This is a genomic window from Segatella copri, assembly GCF_019127135.1.
Taxonomy (GTDB): Bacteria; Bacteroidota; Bacteroidia; order Bacteroidales; family Bacteroidaceae; genus Prevotella.
Map to the genome: position 1 here is coordinate 1 of NZ_JAHOEA010000043.1, position 20,388 is coordinate 20,388.

Below are 20,388 nucleotides of genomic sequence, written 5' to 3' on the forward strand. Positions count from 1 at the left end.
AAAACTGTGTTAAACTACTTTTATTGTAGCTTGACACAGTTTAGTTTACACTCTCTCGATTTTTTGCTTGGGTAAATCTGTTTTCATTAAACCATATTCTTCTCTATTCTTTGCTATTGCCATTTCAATCCATTCAAACTTATGTGGCAAGGGTTCCTGTTTTTTGAATGGTCTATTTCGTTTGCATATTCTCATCCTTTCGTGTGTTTTGTATAAAAGTCAGCCGTCGTCGAAGAAAGACAGTCCTCGTACCTCAGACTAACTTCCTCCGACTATGGCACGGCAAGAAAAATCCTTGGCGGTATGCCTTGAAATGCTTCAAGACTATACTGCCAAGGACTTTTCTTTGTTTGCCGTGCTGACAACGGCTGACTTTTATAGCCACAACTCGCAGTTCCATTTTTATCGCACAATCCAAACGACATGAAACAGTGGCACGCCACCTTTTCATGTCTCAGTAGTACGGCATGAGGAAAAGTGTTTCTTTTTGTCGGTTGCAGGCTAACCGATCAAAATAAACACCATTCCTTGATTTGCCGTACCATTTTGTTTGCATACTCCACCGCAAGAAAGAAGTCTTTGATGTAAACCTCAACGACCACTTTCATGCTTGGCTGCACAGCCTTGGAGAAAACCCGATGCAAGAAGCATGGACAAGCCATACTCTTCTTTCACCGGAATTTCTCTGAAGGCTGTGCCATTCTTGTATGCGATTTCCATTTTCCTAAAAACATTTGCAAGACAGTAATTGTATCCATTTCTCAGAAATGAGTATGCGATAATCGTGCAGTCCAAAAACTTCCGTGAAGTTTCTATTTTCATTTGCCGCTCTGATTTTCTTTCCTCCACAGGGTCTTTCCTTTTGGCATCAACCGTTATCGTGCAGGTGCAAAGGTATGGCAGCGGGCTTTGGAAATAAAAGGTCGAGCCTTCGGTTTTCGAAAAAATCTCCACACCGTTGGGTAGTATTTTTCCGAAAAACCTTGTATTTCCAGCCTCGCCGCCCTTGAAAGGCACCTGAAACGAAACGACCGATGCGACAGGAAGACGCAAAAAAAATGTCGGAAAAGGGAGCGACAAAAAGGTGAAGAAACGAGAACTTCCCTTCAGTTCCTGGAACCGCAAATAAATTTAATTCAAGGCTATATGACAACAAACATCAACATAACACAGACTTGGTGGAGATTACTCTCCGCAGTCGGCTCAACCCTCATCACTTTGGTGGCTTGGTTGGGATATATGGCTCTCTGCATAGTCGGTGAAGTCATATTGGGAATTGTGAAGTTCATCTTCGGCATCATCATTTCCATTCTTTCTATGGTGGTACTGATTGGAACATTCATTTGGTTATTGACACTTTAAGCATACAAGAATATGGGAACAAAAAGACATTCAAAGACTGCATCACAGCAATGCAGATATTATGAGGTGGACAACATCTTTGAGTATATGGTGGACACATACATCAATGGTAACATCACATCATTCAAGGACATCTACAGAGAGTTGAACAAGGGCGCAAGACGTGATTTTGTGGACTTCATCTTCAACGAGGTGAACCCTAAATACACGATTGAGCTAATCAAGCAAACCATTTAATTAGCAAGCGATATGAACAGAAGCATTGAAGCGATACCTACTTGGGCACTCTGCTACATCATCAATGGCGATGCAAGCGGACTGACAGACGAGGAAATCCGTATGGTGGACGAAGCCATACGCAAGAACAATATTAAGATAGTAAGTCCAAGATACAACGAGGACATGTGCACAGAACCTTACTTCAGCCATTATCCGTTCTTCGGACTGCCTACAGAAGTTGAGGACTGCGACATCATCTATCACGAGTAACAACCCCTTTAACAACATCAGACATGAACACTACAGAATATTTCAAGAGAACCATACAAGCCTATTTGGAGGAGCGTGCAATGGAGGACGAACTCTTTGCAGCCAAGTATGACAACCCCGATAAGAACATAGACGATTGCGTCACCTATATCCTTAATTGGGTACAGAAGAGCGGTTGCAACGGCTTTTGCGATGACGAGATATATGGGCAAGCCATCCACTACTACGAGGAGAAGGACATCGAGGTAGGAAAACCATTGAACTGCCAAGTGTCTGTTAACCACCACATCGAACTCACAGAGGAGGAGAAGGCACAGGCAAGACAGGAAGCCATCCGCCAATATCAGCAAGAGCAGATGAACAAGATGCGTAACAGAGATACCGCCAAGCGCACCTCACAGAGAACGGAAACAGAAGTACACCAACCATCATTATTCGACACGTTATGAAACCAAGAACGAAATATCAGAAGCAAGTCGTAACCTCAAACAAGGGGTTACGACCTATCAAGGGAGCGCAAATGCAATGGGCATTCCGTGAATGTCTTGACCACTATGCCTTTCAGTTGAAGCACGGACAGACCACCTGCATGGACTGCGGACACACTTGGACTACGGACGAGGATGCGGACAAATGTGTCTGCCCGAAGTGTAAGGCAAAGTTGGAAGTGCAGCGCACCAAGCGACAGAAGGCAATGTCTTCTACCTATTTCAGCGTACTCACTGAGCGTAAGGGACTGCAACTTATGCGAGCATTTCAGATGAAAGCCTATTACCGCAAGGGACAAAAGGCAGACATCTTTTGTTGGGAGGTGGCACGCTATTGGATGAACGAAAAAGGCAAGGTGGAGGTTATGGCACGCAAGCGCACAATGGGTATCTATATGGACACGTTCTGCTACGACTCCGACATAGAATTGCGCAAGGACAACACCACCTATCAGCATATTGCTTCATTTCCGGTCTGCCCCGATATGAAAGTCATTCCTCAGATATGGCGCAACGGCTTTGACGGAGCGTTTCACGGCATCGAACCGCTTACATTGTTCAAGGCGATGCTGACAGACCACCGCATCGAAACGATGATGAAACAATGCCGTTACGGACACGTCCGCTACTTCATAGACCACCCACGGCACTTGGAAACTTGTTGGAATGCCTACAAGATAGCCAACCGCAACCATTACCTTATTACAGACATCGGCAAATGGGCGGACAACATCTGTATGTTGGTAGAAATGGGCAAGGACATCAGAAGTCCACATTACATTTGCCCCGACAACCTTGAAGCCGAGCACGACAGAATATCCGAGAAAATCAGAGCAAAGAAAGAAAAGGAGCGTACCGAGGAGGAGATACGCAAGGCATTGAAGAACGAGGACAAGTTCAAGGAAATGAAGAGCCGTTTCTTCGGTTTGATGTTCACGGACGGCAATATCGTGGTGAGAATGCTTGAAAGCGTCAGGGAGCACGTTCTTGAGGGCAAGGCGATGCATCATTGCGTAGGCAGCGGTACAAACTATTCACTCAATCCCGACTGCATCATCTTCTCAGCAAGAATAGCCGAACAAAGAGTTGAAACAGTGGAGTTTTCACTCGAGCAGATGAAAGTCGTACAATGCCACGGACTACAGAACAAGGACACCGAGCACCATGCCGACATCATCAACTTAGTGAACAGCAATGCAAGACTTATAGAGCAACGAATGGTTGCAACGACATAACACTACATTATTATAATTTAGGCGGAGCGATGAAAATTCGTTCCGCCACTTTCTTCATGAGCCGAGGAGCGGAAAGAAAGTGGCAAAGAACCGTTTTTTCCTTATCTGCGATGCTTGCAGAATAACAAAGGACAGCCCAAATCAAAAGGACTGTCCTTTATTCATAAATCGTTTTTTCTGTTCCTTGGGAGATAGTCCCATCTGGCGATTGACACTTTTGCTTACTAATGCGGCATGATGCCGTCCTATGGATTCAGTGGCAAGCTGAGATTTTAGCCGTAGTCTTTCTTTTTCATTGGCGTACTCTTAATTTATTGTTAGAGGCGATACGACTTGAGACCTTCATCGAATGCAGCCTTGATTTCGGCTGCATAGGCATTGAAGTGTTCGTTGATGATGTTGTCCACATAACTTGCAATGGAAATCTTTCCCTTGCCTACGATACTGACAAATTTAGTCACACGCTCATGAATGTCCTCGCTGATGCCAACATGTCTGCCATATCTTGCGGTAAAACCTGCATTTGCCATGAACTTACCGACATACTGCTCAGCACGCTCTTTCTCCATTCTGTCGATTGGCTCAAATTCACCCACATCATAATTCTCATATGCTGCATCTTCATCAAAACACTCCTCCTTGTCGGAAATAGTTGACGATGTACGGTCTTGAAATGTCTCTTCAAGACAAGCGTCAATCTGTTTACCAACTTCCTCCATTGTCTCTTCATAATTTCTCATGAAAGCCTCATACAACTCCTTGGCATCTGTCGAAGTGAGTTGTCCTTTACCACAGTTTTTTGTTTTGTCTGCCATAATCATTTTTTTAATTGTTATACAAATTCTCTGCTATTGAAATACTTGTTGACTATTGAAAATCCAACCTCAACAGTTTTTGTCAGATACCTGACATATGCAATTCCATCAACGCATCTATTTTGCGTTTAATAATCTTTGAGCGTTCTGCGATTTCAGCTTGTAGCTTTTCGCTGTCCATTTCTGAGAATATTTTGCCCACATGTGCAAATCTATCCTTTGTTGCATTGTTCTCTTCTGTTCTTTCCATAATTCTCCTTATTAAATTGTTATACAAAGTCGAGGATATTGAAGTCCTCTATACTGTCTGGCACCTTAAACTCTTTCTTTGGCTTGGAAATCTCTACAATCTTATGAGTTTGCAAGTAGAAGGTGACGTAATCATGGATGTTCTTCTTGCACTCCTCGCTGTTCTCCATGAATTTCTCATAGAATTGGTTGCCATCCATCTCATGGAAAACCTTGCCTGCATGTCTTTTCTCCTTGGCCGTTGCTTTCGGTGCCTTGACGGTATTCACAGCTGCGTCAATGTCCTCAAAACTTGACCCTTTGGCTTGTGGCATATCGGCATCTTCCTTATTGTCAGAATATTTCACACCAATATCTTCTATGCGAACATTCGTAAACACGTCATCAAGCTGTTCGTCAGAAATCCGTGCCGTACTCTTTGGAGAATCGTCAAATGTCACGTCATTATCCGATACGGACATGGATTCTGTTTGTTTTTGTTCCGTTTCTTCTTTCTTCCGTAGTTGGGACAATTTGAAAAGACTTTTGCCTACAAGTGCCATCGGGTCGATAGGCGTTTTTTTCTCCTTTTCCCTGCCGTTCGCAACTTCAAGGAGCAACTTGTTGTAAAAATAGATAGTCCAAACATTGAATGCAGCCAAGACTATCAAGAATATAGTTTCCATTGTCATGCTTGTTCCTTTTTGTTACATATTCCAATCGTCAATCTCTTTTCTCAGCAAGCCGTTGATTTCTTCCTGGTTCTCTTCAAGATGTCTCTCAAGAATAAGGTCGATGTAACCACCGACTGTCAACTCATGCTTTGCGAGCACACTGACTATTCTTGAAATTCTCCTGTGTATCTCACGGCTGATATAAACGCATTGACGAGTCTTTATCTCGTTTCGCTTGAAGAATGCCGAATCGTAACTTTCCGAAGAAGCCTTGGGAGGCTTGCGTGAATTTGGCGACTTATCGGTCTGCGAGCATTGGGACTTCCAGCCAACCTCTTCTTTCTCTTCGGTATCTTTCACTTGGGATTGGGAAGCTCCGTCAAGAATGGATGCCGTTGTCGTGCCAATCTTGCTCTTGCCAATAGAGGCAATGAGCAGATTTTCATCTATTGCGTCAGTGTTGATTTTTCTGCTTACCATAGGCTCATGTCTTTATGATTTCACAAATCTCGTCGGACAACTCCTTGATGCCACTCCCTCGCAACAGGTTTGGGTCTGATGGAAAGATGGTGGAACGGAACACTGCCTTTCTGTTCTCCGACAGCTCTCTTCTGAAACGTTTGCTGTCTGGCAGTCGTGTGTTGAGAACCGAATAGTCGAGAGACTTGAACATACCTTCATATACATCATACAAACTCGTGCGTTCTCGTTTGTCAACCATTGTCCAAAAGAAAGCAAGTTTCTTGGTGACCGACCAACCCTGTGTCAAAAAGTTGTCGTGGAACAACTGCATGAAGCTCATTGCGCTTTCTACAACAAAGCGGTCTGCGCTGACGGGTACAAAGATGTAATCCATCTGAGACAAGGTCTTCATGACGCCCTCACTTTTGATAGTCCCAGGCATGTCAAAGAAGATGAAGTCAAGTTTAACCTCTGTTTCATTCAACACTGTCTCTGCGTCGTCAAGCGCATTGACAGCATTGCTTCTCGTTACGCTGAAGGACTTCTTGCCCAGCTTTTTGAAATGCTCACAGGCTTGCGCCTTGAAATAGTCGCTGCTTTTGATGAGTTCCAGTTCCTCGTCTCGCAGGTCTGCAAGGTTGTATTGTGGCTCGTCACAGTCTATGACCGCCACATTGTAACCCTTGACATTGTGAAAGTAGTTGGCTACAAGAGCCGTGATGGTGGACTTTCCTATTCCGCCTTTCTGTGTTGCGAACGCAACAAATCTTGTCTTACTCATATCGTTAACTTTTTAAATTGTTGATTACTCATTTCTATGATTTCCTGCCAATTCAAAGATATGAACACTTTGATGTCCATGTCTATCGGTCATTGCTCCATTATGGAGACCTTGAACTGTTGCAATGCTTCATCATTTCCATACGACAGTACGACAGTGAATCAGTAAGTCTGTACGTCAGTGGAGCATCATGGATGCAAAGAGACGCTGCAATAGTGACAGGCTTATTCGTTGCTGCAAATGCTTGTTTCATCATATTTTCAAATCATTGGTTCAATGTTTGGCTGCAAAATAACAACGAAATTTCCGAAAAACAATGGTTTTCAAATCCTGTGGCAGCATGTTGCCGATAGTTGCAGTGGTTGTCTGGGGTAGCATTGTTACAAGGGCGCATTTTTAGCCGTAATTTTGCACCCGAAAGGCAAAGCAATGGATAGCGCATCCATATCGTTCCGACAAGAACAAGGCTTGATGCTCCGCAAAGGACAGGATTTCCCGAACAGCTTCCATTCGGGATGGGATAGCTTCTTACGAAGGCTAACTTCAATCCACCCTAAGCGGATTTTTATGTCCTCAAAGACATAGCAAGGTATGTTTTGAGTTACTCAAAACCGTTCGGGTTACTCCCTCCCGACCTTGCCCTGCCAGGTTGGTAGCCTCTCCGAAGTCGGGCTCCCCATGTTCCAATCTGCCGATATGTTGTATGGTTCCATCATAGCTATATGCACCGCTTGTTCCATTTTTGTATGAACATAAAAAAGGATGGCAAGAGTTTTAATCCTACCATCCTTTTACAATTCATGGAGAAGTCTTATGGCAACCAGTTGTTCTCCATGAACCAAAGAAAAGGCTTATCTAATTCTTACACCTTTTCCATTTAGTACTTCACCTCTGACATCAGAGGTCTTGCAGAGATACAAGTCGTAGCCAATAGCTGTAATGTCACTGTATCTTGGAGGTGTTATGACTTTGCCATTTGGCGACATCAAGCCATACCAACCAACTTCCGCCTCATACTTTTTGCAACTCGCTGTCTTTTGATAAGGCGTTGGTTCCGCTTCCGCTGTTTCACCTGTCAGTTTGCCATCATCATCGTAGTTTTTGGCCGTGGTGTATCGTATCTCATCGGTATCGTACATCATTCCTTCCACATTGCTGATGAGGAAATCATCTATTAATTGTCCCTGTAAATTATATTTGCGAAGCGTATGGTCTTTCATCGTTGCTGTGATACAGCCATCAGACACCCAAAGGTCTGCTTCCATTGGTGGCAATACTACTTTCAAATTCTCAGAAAGAACACGTTGCATTCCACCTTTGCTGACAATGAAGAAAGAATCCTTTGGATATATCGCATCATATTCAGCCTTTAGCATCCACTTTCCTTTCTTGTCTATCAAACCAAATTTGTCACGTTTGTTGTTATGTATTACGCAATGTCCATTGTGGAATACATATCCTTCTGCACCAGTGATGTATGGAATATTCAAGTCTATAACAACATTTCCTTTGGCATCGATGAATTTTATCATTCCATTGTCATCTACGGAAGCCAAACCATCAGAGAATACCCATGCGTGCTTGTACTGAGGCTTGATAGCTATTTCACCCGTCAGCATATTGAAGTAGCCACGAGCATCGCCGTTACTATAACAGACAAGCGAGTCGTCCCCCAATGGTTTTGAAATCCAATGTATGCCCTTGACAGTCTTCTTGCCATCACGAGTCTCCACATATCCATCCGTTTCATAGGCACGGCTATAATAAGTTGCATTTCTTGACAGGTACTGCGGGTCATAGTAGGAGTCATCCAAATATTTCGCAGCATTCACTTTCTTGTAAACAAACTCGTATAACGCATTACCTCCAGCACATGCAAACACAAACATGATGAACGCAAAACAGCCTCCAACAACACGTCGAAGAAACTTGCCATACTTAGATTCATCCTTCATTCCAAGTATCACGGTGAACCATTCTGCTGTTGCTGAAATAATACCTGTCAACCCTTTCCAAAATAAAATAATTGCTCTTTTCATATGCCTCTTATTTTAAGCTTCTATTTATTTTCCTCCTCATCAAAGGCTTCATCTGCCAATCTGCCATAGCAACCAAGACGTTCTTCCTTTGACATCGGTTCTGCACAAAAAGCAGCCTCATTCTTCATTTGAGAAAGACGAGAAAAAAAATTCATACGGGTCGTGGTGTCTTTGCGCATGGAAGCACGTGTCCCTTCTGAACTATAATCAAAATTACGAGCATTGCGGATAGACATTGACGAGGCTACTTCTACAGAATCCTGATTGGCACCCATGTATGTGAATGTCCAGCCTTCTTTGCGGAGCTTTTCTACAAGAGATTTGATACTTCCTCCATCGTACTCCTTGGAGGCGTTTTCCATACCATCTGTGATGATGGTTACAACAACGGTTACATCATCCATATCTTTGACATGATTGCGCATGGCTGTGATTGTGAATCCCATGGCATCATAAAGTGGAGTGCAGCAGCAAGGAGTATAATCCTCCATTGTCAAGGAATGCGCTTTGGCAACAGGTACTCTGTCAAACACCTTTCGCATCTCGCAACTACAGAATGTTACCAATGACACGAAATGCTCTTGGGTATCGGCAAATTTCTCTTGCGCTTTCTTGATTCCAACCAAGGTTTCGTTGAATCCATCCACCGCTGCTTGACGTATTCTCTGCATAGAACCACTACGGTCAAGGATTATCACATTGAAGATTTGAGTCTTCTGCATTGCAGTCTTGTCTTTTAGCTCTTCCATATTATCTGATATTTTTTTGTGTTACAAACTTTATTTGTTTATGTATATAGAGTAAAACAAGTAACCCCTTCCTATCATCAAAATATATAAAAATCCCTCAGCCCATTCGATTTTATATCATCAAATTGAGCTGAGGGATACGATTTCCTTTATTCGGTAATTCTTTACTTTATCTTTTAATTGATGATGCATCAACTTCCCCCAAAATATCTACCACATCCATATCAGTATGCGTCAACAAAGCCTTCGTTACAGCTCTTAATCTCTCACCTAATATCGGATGATTGAGACAACCTTGTCCCCCATACTGCACCAAAACGCTCTTTGGCAATCCTTGCTGCACCTCCGATGTGATATCCATCCAAATTGCTGCCAAAAACGAAGAACTCATTTTCTTCAAGAGACTCTATATAGTTTGGCGTAAATTTATCTTTCATGCGTTGTTCCTTTTTATTTTATTCTGTGCATTCTTTCCTATATGCCATCCGTCACACCAAGCACATTTGTATATAGAGAAATGCACACCATGCTTCTTTCCCATTGCTTCTGCTGCCCTAAGTGCAACTTTCTTATTTGGGTAAGGAATCTTAGGCTTTCCGCTGCGGCGAGATATATGGCTATACTCACTGAATATTCCAAAGGAATTGTGTGTGACAAAAATGTTTCGCCATGCACCCTTTCTTGTCAATTGATTCCAAATGGCAAGAATACTATTTTTAAAACTTATTTTACATACATCCATCGGTTATAAATTTCTTGATGAAGTCTTATGGTTGGTGTTATATGACTACTATCGTATGCTTTTTTCTTGCGGTTTCTTGACACCGAAAGCCTTCTACTTCATAAATATCAAACAGTCCTTTCTTTAATGGAGTAAGTTCGTATGTTACAGTTGAATCGTCTGCACCATCTAACATTTCCCTATCTTCTTTGGAATATACATATTCGCAGTTATATTCAACTTGAAAAGCTGTTTTATCATACTCTATACGATATTCTATGCCAACAGAGCCATAAACCCTGCCTTTGAATGTCAAATGATCACCATTAAGTTTAATTACTTGCATAACCTTTTTGATTATATGTAATGGAAATTGTTATAGTTAAATACGGATAGTGAAGTTCTTTCAGCATCCATGTTTTTGATACGCTGTGGTATTTCGCATAGAGGGATATCCTCGTCAAGTAGCCAACGTAAGTGTCCAAACATGATGGTATTGGACTTTAGAATCTCCTGTTGTGTAGCCATGACACCATATTCCACCGCTTCTTGCTCCTCAGATATTATCATGCCAGAGAACAGCCCATGCAGACCTTCTGCTCTTGCAAACTTATCAGCATGACACCATATACCAATCAGATTACCACCATGCTTGCGCAAATGGAAACTGTGTGGGTGTCCAACAATGATTTTGTCAAATTCATCCTTAGTGTCATCCTCTCGATAGAACAGCCCTTTGTCTGAGCCATGTCCAAGTAGCATGATTCGTTCTTGTGAAGAAACATGATGCAACAAATGCTCAATTTCCTTGTTAGAGCAATTGCAGCTAATCACATTGGCATCCTTACCCTCATATAGTGTAGAGAGTACAGAAGTCGTTCTGTCTTTTGGATGTACAACTAACATACTTACTTCTCGTATTTCTTCAACATTTCCTTTACATCGTCCATTGGTTGAAAAGGCACGATGATTTCCAAGTCCTTATTGATAATACAATAAGCATTCTCTTCGTCATTATCTTCCATTCCGAAACCATCCTCATCAGCAAAGTAGCGTCCATCGGGATATACTGTCCAGCAGATGGCACAAACACCATTTCTGAAATTGTCATATCTGCCGAACCTATATCGAACAGATTTACATCCATTGAAATCAGGACATCCCTTATATATTGCATCAAAATCGATCTCGTTATCTGTCACAAGAAGGCTTCCGTCTTCACTTACAAGTTGCCTTGTCTTACCTGTTTCCTTATTGATGATGGTGTAACTTCTTCCTTCACCACTAAACACTGCCATATTCTCACCTATATCGTAGGCATCCTTTAAATTATTCTTGTCCATATCCGTAAGTTTTTATTTGTTGTAATAATTTTCCCATCTGTAAATTCCACTGATTACATTCATGTCCTCACGAAACTTTTCCTTGTCAGGAACATTCATGACTGAAGTTGATATTGTCTTCAATGCTTTGGTTCTATAATCAATGGTCTCAAATGTAACTTTGACCTTTTTGTCTGATAGGAAAGAGTACGTTTCCTTTTTCAACGCAGTACCATACCTGCTGATTTCTTGCTTATATGCCAATAGCCCGTCTTTATATACACGTTGATGCTTGCTGCCATCCTCCCACGTAACGGAATACACATTCAAGTCATCAGTTATTATTGGAATGAAGACAAGGTCTTTATCATCTGACTCTATACACGGATCATGGTGCCATACTGTTTTGACGATGCGCCCATTCCGATATTCTGATTCCATTGAGGGCAGATAATCTGCAAATCGGCAAACCTTATAATTTTGCAAATCCTTTCTTTTAGGTTCCATTGTCACATGGAAGATATAAAAGCCACCATGCAAGTCGCTTTGCCAAAAACTCAGGCAAGGTTTTACCGCTATGGTTAACTTATATCCGCTTGGCGCAACAATGCTATCACTGCCATATACCATATAGGCTTTTACAGCATCGCCATCTTTATCATATTCAATGTTAGTCTGTTGATATTTTGCAGTATCTGGATGTTCATAATCCATTTTTGCTATCATTTGCCGAAAGCCAAGATACCCATCTTTATTCCTTCCATAACTTGCGCTGTCTGAATCCAAGCCTTCAAAAATTTCACTTTTATATTGGAGGAGATGAGACAACCGTCCTTCATCATCGTAATCATACACAAGAGTTTGTGCATAACATTCCGATGCCCTTGCTATCGTGGCAATCGTTCGTCCCTTGTTATCAAAGAACTCCGTCAGACTGTTCTGCGGTGCATATTGCAAACGATGCACAGCATATGAACCATCCGAGAATCGAACGGAGTCATATTCTATAAATCCACAAGGCATCATCAAGGAGTCTTCCTTGTTGGTCTTGTCAGAAGTACTTTGCAGTTGTTTGAAATAGGTTATGCTTATATCTTCTCTATTACAAGAAGCTATCAATAACAGTGCAACGCCCAATACAAACAATGTATAACGAATCTTCATAATTCTTTTCCCTATATTCTGAAACATTCAATCAATATTGCCGTATAATTGTCATCTCCTTGTTTCTTACAAAGGAAATCATAAACGTCAAGAATCTCTTCCAAGGATTTGTCATCCATCATCCTTGCTTGCAAAATGTCAGGAGCCATGCTTTTGTATAGTCCATCCGAACAAAGAAAAACTCTGTCACCAGTCTGTAGTTTGAGTTGTCGGATGTCTGGTACTGCCACTTCTGGGCGGTAAGAGAAGAAGCACTTGGCAACAATCTCCCATCCAAAATCAAGCCGGATATGGTCTTTTGTCTGATAAAGTAATCCATCACCAGGTCTTTGTACATAACAACGACTATCACCAATATGCGCAATGGTTGCCACATCGTTTTCAATACTTACCATGACCATAGTCGTACCCATCTCTGCATGATGAAGCTCAAATGCCTTTTGGTCAATGGCACAACTTGCTTTCTTGCAAGCGAGTTTTACCTTTGAGTCACAATCGGGCGTACTGATATGCTTCTTCCAAAAGTCAGATATAGTATTACATACCGTTTCACTGGCAGTCTCTCCAAAGGAATGACCGCCCATGCCATCACAGACTATTCCCACAAATCGGTTGTTTTGTGGCATATCAATGACCTTGTAAGCATCCTCGTTATTATGCCTTCTACCAGTCTTGCTTATTGTTGCATATCTTATCTCCATATTACGATTCTTTTTAGTTTATGATAGTATAGAGGCAAATGTAACCTCTAATCTATCTGTAACGTAATATTTCCGACAATATTATATTCAATAATATGGGAATCTTGGCTTGCTGTGTCATATTGTTCTATCAATAATATACTTGTGTTTGATACTTGATATCATGTTCATCGCAATAATAGCAGATCTCGCTTTTCATGCAACTCCCATGTTTTTTAAACTTCTTTTTTAATGATTCGATAAGACTATAGTCGTCAGATGCGTGCAAAGACCTCATCAGACGATTGGTATTTGCCACATCAAAGAATACGAAAGACTCAACCTCGCCGTCTCTTGAATATTCTTTCTCAAATTCACCCATATCTTGCTCGGTAATGGTGAGTTTGCCATCTTCTATTTGCGCATAGATTCCTGTGAACTCACCATTCGTTTCATGTTTGTAGATAACCTCTTCCATAATTTCCAGGTGTTAATGTTTAGACAACCATTCCGCAAGATTATTCACGATGCCATTGGCTAAATCCTTTGGACCATGAGTTTGTTCATTCGGTCTATTGATGATTACAGCCAAGGCATAGCGAGGTTTCTTGCGTGGGAAAACTCCGACAAAGGACATTTCTGCCAATTCATGTTCCCCATTTTCAAGTTCTTTGCCTTGATAGTTGCCATATACTCCTGCTATATCCACTTTCTTGGGGGCATAAGATGCTTGTATGCCTTTCCCTTTGTTCAGACCAATCAATACCTCTTGCAGATATTTACGTCCCAAAGGCGTAATTTTGTCAAATGTTTCCTCAGTTACTGAGTCACCTTGCAAAGTCGGAAATGTCAAAGCATTCCTTTGATAGGCACCATTAAAGAGTGCCGCCAATTCCATAGCGTTTGTTTGCTTCTCATCACTATCCATCTTCTTCCAAATACCAAAAGCATCGTCACCATGGTTTACCAAGAGTATCTTGAACATAGCCACGTTAGATTTATGTGTCAATGCTTGGCGACAAGTCATTACACCATAACCGCCAGACCGCCAGTTATGGTCACGAATGCTGATGCTGTCACCTATATTATATATGCCACCGCACAAATCCATCTTGTCATTGAGTGAACCATTGATATCTGCCAACATAGGAGTAATGCCTACAAGTGTCAAAATGCGAGGACTACATGCTTGTTTCAATAGCTTGCCCTCTGAATAATCATCTCTATCTTTCTCCAATGCAACCCATGATTTCAGTCTTCCTGTTTGTGCGTCTATAACAGCAATCTGTCCGTATGTTCCATTCAACATTTTCAACCCCTCAGACAAAACATCTTGGCATTTTTGAGTCATCACGCTATCTATTGTCGTGCATTCATCAAGTTTTGCTACATATTCAGGATTGTCCATCCATACACCAACAGTTTGATTGTTTTCTCCAACCACGCCAATGGTGCCACGCTCAATCCCTTTTTCTACATAGAAGTAGAATACCTCAATGCCATCTTCTGACACATAACGACGTGAGAAACCTGCAACATCTAAATCTATCTCCGTTACATTCTCATGCTTCTCCAAGTCATAGATACCCTGTTTGCCACCTTTAGAAACAACGGCAAACTTGGCAATGCTACAGGTGTCTATCTGTTCGCATTGTTCCAATGGTACTTTGGTGATGGGCTTTTTGCCAAATGCTTCTTCTGCGTCAATAGTGTCAGCCACTATCACTTCTTGGGCGAAGGACAACTGTCCGAAAAAGGCTAAAACTATTACAAGTAAGCCCATTTTGATTCTTTTATTCGTGTTCATATCTGATCTTTTTTATATGGTTCAGTCAAACACCTCTATGTAATTAGTGTATTCAGAAAACCACTTGTCGAGCAATGCATCAGTCTTACGCTCAATCTCTGGAGCAATATTCTTGCTTACTTTCTGATAGGCAACTGAAAGCGAAAATACTTCGTCCATACATCCGATGACAGGCAGACGCTTAGCCGAAATCAAGTCTATCGGAAATACTATATAAGATATGGTTGACAGAATCATCAATTTATCACTCTTCGGTGTGTCCTTGCTCACCATTATGAAATAAAGCAGCAAGAGTGGGCGCACACTAATGCGTCCAACCTTCATTGCATACTCTTGCAACTTGTCTTTCAAAACCTCAGTGTCTATAATGCTTGGTTTGTTCATACCTTCTATGTTTTGTAATACGTTTTTATGTTATAGAAATGAGAAAATTACCAATCTATCACAGAAAAAGAAAAACTTGCAAACCAGATTATTCCTTTCCGACTTACAAGTTCCTACATATTCTCGTTGTTATTATTAGAAAAATCAACAGAACTACAACTTATTATTGCTGTTTTGGATGATTTCTTGTTACTTTTAAAATTCTAAGTTCATAAACTATTTTTCCCAAGAAAAAGAAGCTCCTTTAGAATTCTCAAAATTCAATCTGTTACTAAATCTGACAATTGACAATTCTTTATCACAAATATGCTTTAAAAAGTTCATTCTGTCAATACTGCTTGCCCCCTTTTGATAGCCAGAAAAGTTGTCGCATAATTGAATTTGTATTATTACAAAATCAAGTTTAGGTATTTCGCCCTTGCTATCAGCAAGAGAAAAATCTGAAACAATATTTTCGTCGAATTGTTTTTTTGATCCGACCCAGAGGTTCATAGTTTCCAAATATAAATTATCAAAATAAATTGGCGATAGTTTCATTTTTGATTTTAATGCAGAAATAATATTGTTCCCTGAATCAGCCTTCACAAATAACAATAAAATATTTTGTATTCCATATTTCGTCACTTCACTATTTGAAGGATAATTTATATCCTCAATTGAGTCATCCTTTATTGGAGGAACGAAAGATGTGTCGACATAGTTATTCTCCTGAGAATTTATAGGCGATATAAATGTATCTTTAGAAGAACTACTTGTTGTTCTTTCATTTCGACATATTACCTCCGAGTGTTTCGTGTAACCAAGAATACATTTTCTGTCTAATAAGCAAAAATATCTATTCACCAATAAAGTTTTATTATCTTCATGCTTTATGTGAGAATCTATAATCCATTTCATGTTTCAAAAATTGTTAGTTATTCAACATATAAGTCAAAATCAGATTTTTTCTGTTTTAGTTTCGTTATTGCATCAAGTAACTCTGAAAGTTTTTGCTCATTTTGAGAGTTAGATTCTTTCATTTCCTTGATTCTCTCTGAAATCATATTATTTATCTCATTCACAGATTCCTTTGATATCAATGTTAATTTTGACAAATAGTTCTTTACAGTCTCGTCTATCCATTCTGAAAGAACCATCCAAAAAAGAATCTCTGACTTATTAATTCCATTAAACCATTGGTCATATAATCCTGTTGCATTTGGAAACGGATAAGAATAAGTGTTGTCATCGACCATTTTATATTTTGTTCGTGTTTTTGTGGTTGGGCAACAAGAACCTTCTTCATATGTTTCTGTCCCATCTGCTACCCATTTGTGCCCAAGAGATACTTTGGGATCAAAATCTGGTTTTGCAAACTCAAATAATTTTTCAGGTAACGTTATCTTTGCGTTATCTACCAAACTGAAAGAATCGGCTATATATTTTCCTATATTGAGTCCACTATTTCCAAGGTTACTATTCAGCAACTCTATAATACTTTCAACTTCTTTATTTAAGAAATCTCTCAAACTTCCTATAAATGACTGTGATTCTAATTGGAACAACAAATTGGTTTTCTTGTATAATATTTCCCGAACTCTTCTGTTCAATACAAGGTACATATCTTCTGTTGCTTTTATATTTTCATCAGAGACTTTACTTTTACAGTTATATACAAATGCTTTTTCTTTTTTTGCATAACTGGAGTTGTTCTTCCATGCTTCAAATGTTTTCCTTGTGGTCTCGTAGGAAGGCAATAGAGGAGCAACTAGAGGCAAGGCTAAATCTTTTAATAACTTCTCCTGTAATTCGCCTTGTTTCTCGTTGTTTTCCAAACATGATTTTATTCTGCTAATGACATACAAGTCTAACTTCTCTTTTACTGTTCTTGGTACATCAATAATTGGTATAAAAATGTTAGTCGAAGTTTTTTTACCTTTTATTTCGCTCAAGAACTTTACTACAACCTGGTAGAATTGGGTGTTTTGTTTGCTAAGTTGCAAAATATTACAAATAACATAATTTATGTCTTTTTCTATTTGCTCTAACCTTAAATCTATTTCACCTTTAGGACGTAGGTCTATCTTATTACTTATTTTTTTTATTTCTTTAAGAAGAAAAGTCTTGGTTGCAGCTGTCTTTTCGTTAACTGCTATCTCCGTAATATTTTGTCTAAGTCTTTCCAATTCTATTCCATATTCTTCATACAATTTGTCTGACTCCACTTGTGCTTCATCCTTATCCCTATCTGGACATCCAACCAATTGTACTTTCTTTTTTAACAAACCAAGTTGCTCATTTAGAAGACTGATAAGGTTGTTATTCTTGTTGATGTCTACATATGTTTTGAGTTTTGTGCAGAAATCATCAATGGCCTTAAAGGTATCGAGTACAGCAGGTAAAATGATGATAGTTGAGAATGAATCCGAAATACGTCTCTTTAATTCATCCATTAACCAGTCGGCATGACTTAATTTGTAGCATTCGGAAATGAGTAAGAAAATATCATCCTTGTTTGGTTCGGAAACAGGCTTAATACCAATAATATCGCCATATTTATCCTTGGAGATGACGAAACAATTATTTACCCTATCGAAAGTTTCCTTAATCTTCGGATTATCAGAAGATGTAAATTGATTTGAATGATCTATTATCAACTTTCCTATTTGATTGTAGTCTATATGTATTTCCGTATCCCCAATGACAGCATCTCCTAATGCTGATTGAGCATAGTAAAATAAACGTGCAATGAAAGGAATAATCTCTATTGATGTATCTTCTTTAAGTGAAAGATTTACACGTATTTCATTTGTTAAACTCTCAATTTTTTTCCCAAGAGGTTTATCTGCCTGAGCCCTAGCATCAACTTTGTTTAAAAGGAATAATAATGATTTGTCATTTCCGTTTAAGGCTTTGACAATATCTTCTACTTCCTCTAACAATCGCTTAACTCGCGCCCTATCTACATCATTGTAATCCATTGCTATAATGCATAAAGAGCGAGAAAGATGCTTCTTGATAACTTCTAGATTTTTTCTATCTGTCAAGGTTTTTAGTCCTGGCAGATCGATAAATTCAAGGGATACATCTTTCGGCAACCCGATGAGTTCAGGATGTTTGCTCCACAATAACGGACCTGAAACAATTATCTCTGGAGGAGTAGTATTTTTTTCAAATCGATGGTATTTCTCAAAAATATTCTCAATTTTTGAGTAAGCATCTTTGTCAGTGATAGGTTGGAAAATTCCACTTTCCCAGTGTTCTGAATGTGCAATTTTTAGACTCTTTTCTTCACTCGGAATAAGCCTCAAGACACCTGCGCTCATTTCCTCACTTTCCATCGGCGCAATAGTTCTACCTGCTAAGGCATTGACTATCGTAGATTTACCAGCAGATGTAGTCCCTACCATTGCAATAGACAACGTAGGGTTCTTAAGTCTCTCTATGGATACAGAAATCCTGGATACAAGCTCCTTGTATGATTTGGCTAGGTCTTTATTTCCTTCTAAAGCCTTAGTATTGTTTTTATATATCTTTTTTACAATATCCTTCATCATGACCAACGAAGATATTGCCACCTCCAATTTTTGTTTATTTGACTTCATATAGTTTCTATATTTGCACGTGAACGAACTTTATTTGCTTTTTCTATAAAGGAATCATATTTATAATCCAGTTTTACAATAGAATACAGAACATCAGGGTTATTCAATTCCTCTGCTGTATTTTCCTCTTGATATTCTGTATCTTTGCATTGTATGTAATGGGCTAAAGCTTTATCAACAAATGGCAAGATGATAGACTCCTGATTTTCGAAGGAGAAAGGAAGACGTGAGAAAGAATCTGCTACATCTAAATATAATTTAGCAAGAAACTCCTTGTCTGTTTCAATTTTGTCGAATTCATTAAGCAATGTAATGTAATAGTTTTTTAATGCAGGTAGCATATACTTTATCCCAGGAATGTTGGGTAACAGACTAGGGAGCTTTGGAAGAGTTTTATATTCCAATAAATGATAAGCATCAGCATACATTCCAGAAATACAACAGAATATCCCAGACACTTGTGCTTCCATTTTAGATTTTACTGCATCGTTAATTTCAGGAGCACCATCTAAAAAAGAGAGCATTTTATCACGTGCTTTACCTGTTATACATTTCTTTTGTATCTCTTTTATAAAAGAAATATTATGCTGTAGTTTTGTCGAAAATTGATTATAAGCATAGTCCATTTGTTGAGCTAACTGAACCATAGCAAGACTTTCTTCGTACACTGCATTTTGGTAAAGAGGTGCCAACTCTAAACGGCAAAATTCAAATCCTGCAGGGTAGTTCAATTCCTCTCCAAGTCCCCATGACCAAACTTTAAAGATAAATGTTTTTCCATCATTTATGAGTGTTGGTGAAAGTACCATTACAGGTTGTTTCTTAAGACCAGCATAAAGGTAGTTGATAGAGGCATCATTTGACGGCACATCGTCTTTCCAAGCTCCGATTTCAGACACAACCGCATGAACACTATTGGTAGGATAGTAATTTACGATGAAGGAAGACAAGTTTCCATTTATTGTACGAGCATATGGATGATCTTTGTCTTTTAGTGCTGAAATTAAGCGACAAGGAACTATTACATTACCGTCAAAGTAGGTGCTATCATCTGATATTGGCTCGCAAATCTGCATTTCAAATGGATTACGCAATGGCCAACACCTTTCATAATAAGTTTGTGTCTTCCATTTGTCTAATGAAAGTTCATGAGCTTGCTTTGCCTCAATTAGTCTTTGCTCATGACTCAATCTTTGTAATTCTAATTTGTTTTTTAACTCGCGTTCTCCATTCTCTATGCGTTTTTTCTCTTCTTTGGCTTCGGCGTTGGTAAACTTTCGCCATCCCCCTTTTATAATGGGGGAAAGAAGGCGTGTGACCATTATTCCGGCCATTACTGTTGTCATTGATATAGGCTCCATATTTGCTCTTGTTATATATTAAAAATGTTTGTCATATCCATGA

26 protein-coding genes are annotated in these 20,388 nt (G+C 39.7%); 5 read left to right on the forward strand and 21 right to left on the reverse strand.

Translation table 11 applies throughout. The annotated features are described in order from the left end of the window. Positions 1-591: 591 nt before the first annotated feature. A complete protein-coding gene (locus tag KSW37_RS16135) occupies positions 592-720 on the reverse strand; it encodes a hypothetical protein (protein WP_254918964.1) in 129 nt (42 codons plus the stop codon). 426 nt (positions 721-1,146) lie between these two features. On the opposite strand from KSW37_RS16135, the gene KSW37_RS11130 reads away from it, so the two are divergent. From KSW37_RS11130 to KSW37_RS11150, 5 genes are read left to right on the forward strand one after another with little or no spacing between them, the layout of a single operon-like run. Then, the gene (locus tag KSW37_RS11130; RefSeq protein ID WP_119993562.1) at positions 1,147-1,362 is read left to right on the forward strand and encodes a hypothetical protein; all 216 of its coding nucleotides are present in this window, start codon (positions 1,147-1,149) and stop codon (positions 1,360-1,362) included. 12 nt (positions 1,363-1,374) lie between these two features. Further along, positions 1,375-1,599 carry a hypothetical protein gene (locus KSW37_RS11135; RefSeq protein WP_118312707.1) on the forward strand — a complete coding sequence of 75 codons (225 nt, stop codon included), beginning with the start codon at positions 1,375-1,377 and terminating at the stop codon, positions 1,597-1,599. A 12-nt stretch (positions 1,600-1,611) separates the two neighbouring features. Continuing rightward, complete coding sequence (locus KSW37_RS11140) at positions 1,612-1,851, forward strand: DUF6926 domain-containing protein (protein WP_217314501.1); 240 nt, start codon at positions 1,612-1,614, stop codon at positions 1,849-1,851. Positions 1,852-1,874: 23 nt separating this feature from the next. After that, on the forward strand, positions 1,875-2,300 hold the full coding sequence (locus KSW37_RS11145) for a PcfK-like family protein (RefSeq protein WP_004312216.1): 426 nt from the start codon (positions 1,875-1,877) through the stop codon (positions 2,298-2,300). Beyond that, the gene (locus KSW37_RS11150) at positions 2,297-3,574 is read left to right on the forward strand and encodes a PcfJ domain-containing protein (protein ID WP_217314502.1); all 1,278 of its coding nucleotides are present in this window, start codon (positions 2,297-2,299) and stop codon (positions 3,572-3,574) included. The genes KSW37_RS11145 and KSW37_RS11150 overlap by 4 nt, the downstream gene beginning before the upstream one ends. A 317-nt stretch (positions 3,575-3,891) precedes the next feature. Here KSW37_RS11150 and KSW37_RS11155 read toward each other — a convergent pair whose 3' ends face one another. From KSW37_RS11155 to KSW37_RS11245, 20 genes are all read right to left on the reverse strand, one after another. Next, the gene (locus KSW37_RS11155) at positions 3,892-4,389 is read right to left on the reverse strand and encodes a DUF3408 domain-containing protein (RefSeq protein ID WP_227740970.1); all 498 of its coding nucleotides are present in this window, start codon (positions 4,387-4,389) and stop codon (positions 3,892-3,894) included. Between the two features lie 82 nt (positions 4,390-4,471). After that, entirely contained in the window at positions 4,472-4,639 is a 168-nt protein-coding gene (locus tag KSW37_RS11160) for a hypothetical protein (protein ID WP_005823744.1), read from the reverse strand. Positions 4,640-4,658: 19 nt separating this feature from the next. Further along, positions 4,659-5,303, reverse strand: coding sequence for a hypothetical protein (locus KSW37_RS11165; protein WP_254368633.1), 645 nt, complete (start codon positions 5,301-5,303; stop codon positions 4,659-4,661). Positions 5,304-5,324: 21 nt separating this feature from the next. Next, a complete protein-coding gene (locus tag KSW37_RS11170; RefSeq protein ID WP_217314504.1) occupies positions 5,325-5,771 on the reverse strand; it encodes a DUF3408 domain-containing protein in 447 nt (148 codons plus the stop codon). Between the two features lie 4 nt (positions 5,772-5,775). Then, positions 5,776-6,534 (reverse strand): ParA family protein, encoded by a 759-nt coding sequence (locus KSW37_RS11175; protein WP_032856280.1) that lies wholly within the window; start codon positions 6,532-6,534, stop codon positions 5,776-5,778. A gap of 851 nt (positions 6,535-7,385) precedes the next feature. Next, complete coding sequence (locus KSW37_RS11180) at positions 7,386-8,573, reverse strand: WG repeat-containing protein (protein ID WP_217314505.1); 1,188 nt, start codon at positions 8,571-8,573, stop codon at positions 7,386-7,388. A gap of 20 nt (positions 8,574-8,593) precedes the next feature. Next, a complete protein-coding gene (locus KSW37_RS11185; RefSeq protein WP_217314506.1) occupies positions 8,594-9,322 on the reverse strand; it encodes a VWA domain-containing protein in 729 nt (242 codons plus the stop codon). 169 nt (positions 9,323-9,491) lie between these two features. Further along, positions 9,492-9,665 (reverse strand): DUF1810 family protein, encoded by a 174-nt coding sequence (locus tag KSW37_RS16175; protein ID WP_367397503.1) that lies wholly within the window; start codon positions 9,663-9,665, stop codon positions 9,492-9,494. Continuing rightward, positions 9,589-9,759: a hypothetical protein gene (locus tag KSW37_RS16050; RefSeq protein WP_254368634.1), complete on the reverse strand. Its 171-nt coding sequence runs from the start codon at positions 9,757-9,759 to the stop codon at positions 9,589-9,591. Before KSW37_RS16050 ends, KSW37_RS16175 begins: the two co-directional genes overlap by 77 nt. A 342-nt stretch (positions 9,760-10,101) precedes the next feature. After that, positions 10,102-10,389 carry a hypothetical protein gene (locus tag KSW37_RS11195; RefSeq protein WP_217314508.1) on the reverse strand — a complete coding sequence of 96 codons (288 nt, stop codon included), beginning with the start codon at positions 10,387-10,389 and terminating at the stop codon, positions 10,102-10,104. Between the two features lie 11 nt (positions 10,390-10,400). Continuing rightward, positions 10,401-10,949: a hypothetical protein gene (locus KSW37_RS11200; RefSeq protein ID WP_217314509.1), complete on the reverse strand. Its 549-nt coding sequence runs from the start codon at positions 10,947-10,949 to the stop codon at positions 10,401-10,403. Positions 10,950-10,951: 2 nt separating this feature from the next. Beyond that, entirely contained in the window at positions 10,952-11,386 is a 435-nt protein-coding gene (locus KSW37_RS11205; RefSeq protein ID WP_217314510.1) for a hypothetical protein, read from the reverse strand. 12 nt (positions 11,387-11,398) lie between these two features. Further along, a complete protein-coding gene (locus KSW37_RS11210) occupies positions 11,399-12,529 on the reverse strand; it encodes a hypothetical protein (protein WP_217314511.1) in 1,131 nt (376 codons plus the stop codon). An 11-nt stretch (positions 12,530-12,540) separates the two neighbouring features. Next, on the reverse strand, positions 12,541-13,230 hold the full coding sequence (locus KSW37_RS11215) for a PP2C family protein-serine/threonine phosphatase (protein WP_217314512.1): 690 nt from the start codon (positions 13,228-13,230) through the stop codon (positions 12,541-12,543). A 130-nt stretch (positions 13,231-13,360) separates the two neighbouring features. Continuing rightward, positions 13,361-13,687 (reverse strand): hypothetical protein, encoded by a 327-nt coding sequence (locus tag KSW37_RS11220; RefSeq protein WP_118312067.1) that lies wholly within the window; start codon positions 13,685-13,687, stop codon positions 13,361-13,363. Between the two features lie 12 nt (positions 13,688-13,699). Continuing rightward, positions 13,700-15,016: a hypothetical protein gene (locus tag KSW37_RS11225; protein ID WP_217314513.1), complete on the reverse strand. Its 1,317-nt coding sequence runs from the start codon at positions 15,014-15,016 to the stop codon at positions 13,700-13,702. 21 nt (positions 15,017-15,037) lie between these two features. Further along, positions 15,038-15,400: a YkvA family protein gene (locus tag KSW37_RS11230; RefSeq protein WP_217314514.1), complete on the reverse strand. Its 363-nt coding sequence runs from the start codon at positions 15,398-15,400 to the stop codon at positions 15,038-15,040. Positions 15,401-15,616: 216 nt separating this feature from the next. After that, positions 15,617-16,297: a hypothetical protein gene (locus KSW37_RS11235; RefSeq protein WP_217314515.1), complete on the reverse strand. Its 681-nt coding sequence runs from the start codon at positions 16,295-16,297 to the stop codon at positions 15,617-15,619. A gap of 17 nt (positions 16,298-16,314) precedes the next feature. Next, positions 16,315-18,984 (reverse strand): dynamin family protein, encoded by a 2,670-nt coding sequence (locus KSW37_RS11240; RefSeq protein ID WP_217314516.1) that lies wholly within the window; start codon positions 18,982-18,984, stop codon positions 16,315-16,317. After that, entirely contained in the window at positions 18,981-20,330 is a 1,350-nt protein-coding gene (locus KSW37_RS11245) for a hypothetical protein (protein WP_217314517.1), read from the reverse strand. Before KSW37_RS11245 ends, KSW37_RS11240 begins: the two co-directional genes overlap by 4 nt. Positions 20,331-20,388 lie beyond the last annotated feature (58 nt).

Excerpts from the sequence above, each read along its gene's own strand:
- KSW37_RS11240 (WP_217314516.1), bottom strand. The coding sequence starts at position 18,984 with ATGAAGTCAAATAAACAAAAATTGGAGGTGGCAATATCTTCGTTGGTC.
- KSW37_RS11200 (WP_217314509.1), bottom strand. The coding sequence starts at position 10,949 with ATGTTAGTTGTACATCCAAAAGACAGAACGACTTCTGTACTCTCTACA.
- KSW37_RS11215 (WP_217314512.1), bottom strand. The coding sequence starts at position 13,230 with ATGGAGATAAGATATGCAACAATAAGCAAGACTGGTAGAAGGCATAAT.
- KSW37_RS11175 (WP_032856280.1), bottom strand. The coding sequence starts at position 6,534 with ATGAGTAAGACAAGATTTGTTGCGTTCGCAACACAGAAAGGCGGAATA.
- KSW37_RS11225 (WP_217314513.1), bottom strand. The coding sequence starts at position 15,016 with ATGAACACGAATAAAAGAATCAAAATGGGCTTACTTGTAATAGTTTTA.
- KSW37_RS11165 (WP_254368633.1), bottom strand. The coding sequence starts at position 5,303 with ATGGAAACTATATTCTTGATAGTCTTGGCTGCATTCAATGTTTGGACT.
- KSW37_RS11235 (WP_217314515.1), bottom strand. The coding sequence starts at position 16,297 with ATGAAATGGATTATAGATTCTCACATAAAGCATGAAGATAATAAAACT.
- KSW37_RS11160 (WP_005823744.1), bottom strand. The coding sequence starts at position 4,639 with ATGGAAAGAACAGAAGAGAACAATGCAACAAAGGATAGATTTGCACAT.
- KSW37_RS11130 (WP_119993562.1), top strand. The coding sequence starts at position 1,147 with ATGACAACAAACATCAACATAACACAGACTTGGTGGAGATTACTCTCC.
- KSW37_RS16135 (WP_254918964.1), bottom strand. The coding sequence starts at position 720 with ATGGAAATCGCATACAAGAATGGCACAGCCTTCAGAGAAATTCCGGTG.
- KSW37_RS11135 (WP_118312707.1), top strand. The coding sequence starts at position 1,375 with ATGGGAACAAAAAGACATTCAAAGACTGCATCACAGCAATGCAGATAT.
- KSW37_RS11220 (WP_118312067.1), bottom strand. The coding sequence starts at position 13,687 with ATGGAAGAGGTTATCTACAAACATGAAACGAATGGTGAGTTCACAGGA.
- KSW37_RS11195 (WP_217314508.1), bottom strand. The coding sequence starts at position 10,389 with ATGCAAGTAATTAAACTTAATGGTGATCATTTGACATTCAAAGGCAGG.
- KSW37_RS11155 (WP_227740970.1), bottom strand. The coding sequence starts at position 4,389 with ATGGCAGACAAAACAAAAAACTGTGGTAAAGGACAACTCACTTCGACA.
- KSW37_RS11205 (WP_217314510.1), bottom strand. The coding sequence starts at position 11,386 with ATGGACAAGAATAATTTAAAGGATGCCTACGATATAGGTGAGAATATG.
- KSW37_RS11245 (WP_217314517.1), bottom strand. The coding sequence starts at position 20,330 with ATGACAACAGTAATGGCCGGAATAATGGTCACACGCCTTCTTTCCCCC.
- KSW37_RS11170 (WP_217314504.1), bottom strand. The coding sequence starts at position 5,771 with ATGGTAAGCAGAAAAATCAACACTGACGCAATAGATGAAAATCTGCTC.
- KSW37_RS16050 (WP_254368634.1), bottom strand. The coding sequence starts at position 9,759 with ATGAAAGATAAATTTACGCCAAACTATATAGAGTCTCTTGAAGAAAAT.
- KSW37_RS11230 (WP_217314514.1), bottom strand. The coding sequence starts at position 15,400 with ATGAACAAACCAAGCATTATAGACACTGAGGTTTTGAAAGACAAGTTG.
- KSW37_RS11185 (WP_217314506.1), bottom strand. The coding sequence starts at position 9,322 with ATGGAAGAGCTAAAAGACAAGACTGCAATGCAGAAGACTCAAATCTTC.
- KSW37_RS11140 (WP_217314501.1), top strand. The coding sequence starts at position 1,612 with ATGAACAGAAGCATTGAAGCGATACCTACTTGGGCACTCTGCTACATC.
- KSW37_RS11150 (WP_217314502.1), top strand. The coding sequence starts at position 2,297 with ATGAAACCAAGAACGAAATATCAGAAGCAAGTCGTAACCTCAAACAAG.
- KSW37_RS11145 (WP_004312216.1), top strand. The coding sequence starts at position 1,875 with ATGAACACTACAGAATATTTCAAGAGAACCATACAAGCCTATTTGGAG.
- KSW37_RS11210 (WP_217314511.1), bottom strand. The coding sequence starts at position 12,529 with ATGAAGATTCGTTATACATTGTTTGTATTGGGCGTTGCACTGTTATTG.
- KSW37_RS11180 (WP_217314505.1), bottom strand. The coding sequence starts at position 8,573 with ATGAAAAGAGCAATTATTTTATTTTGGAAAGGGTTGACAGGTATTATT.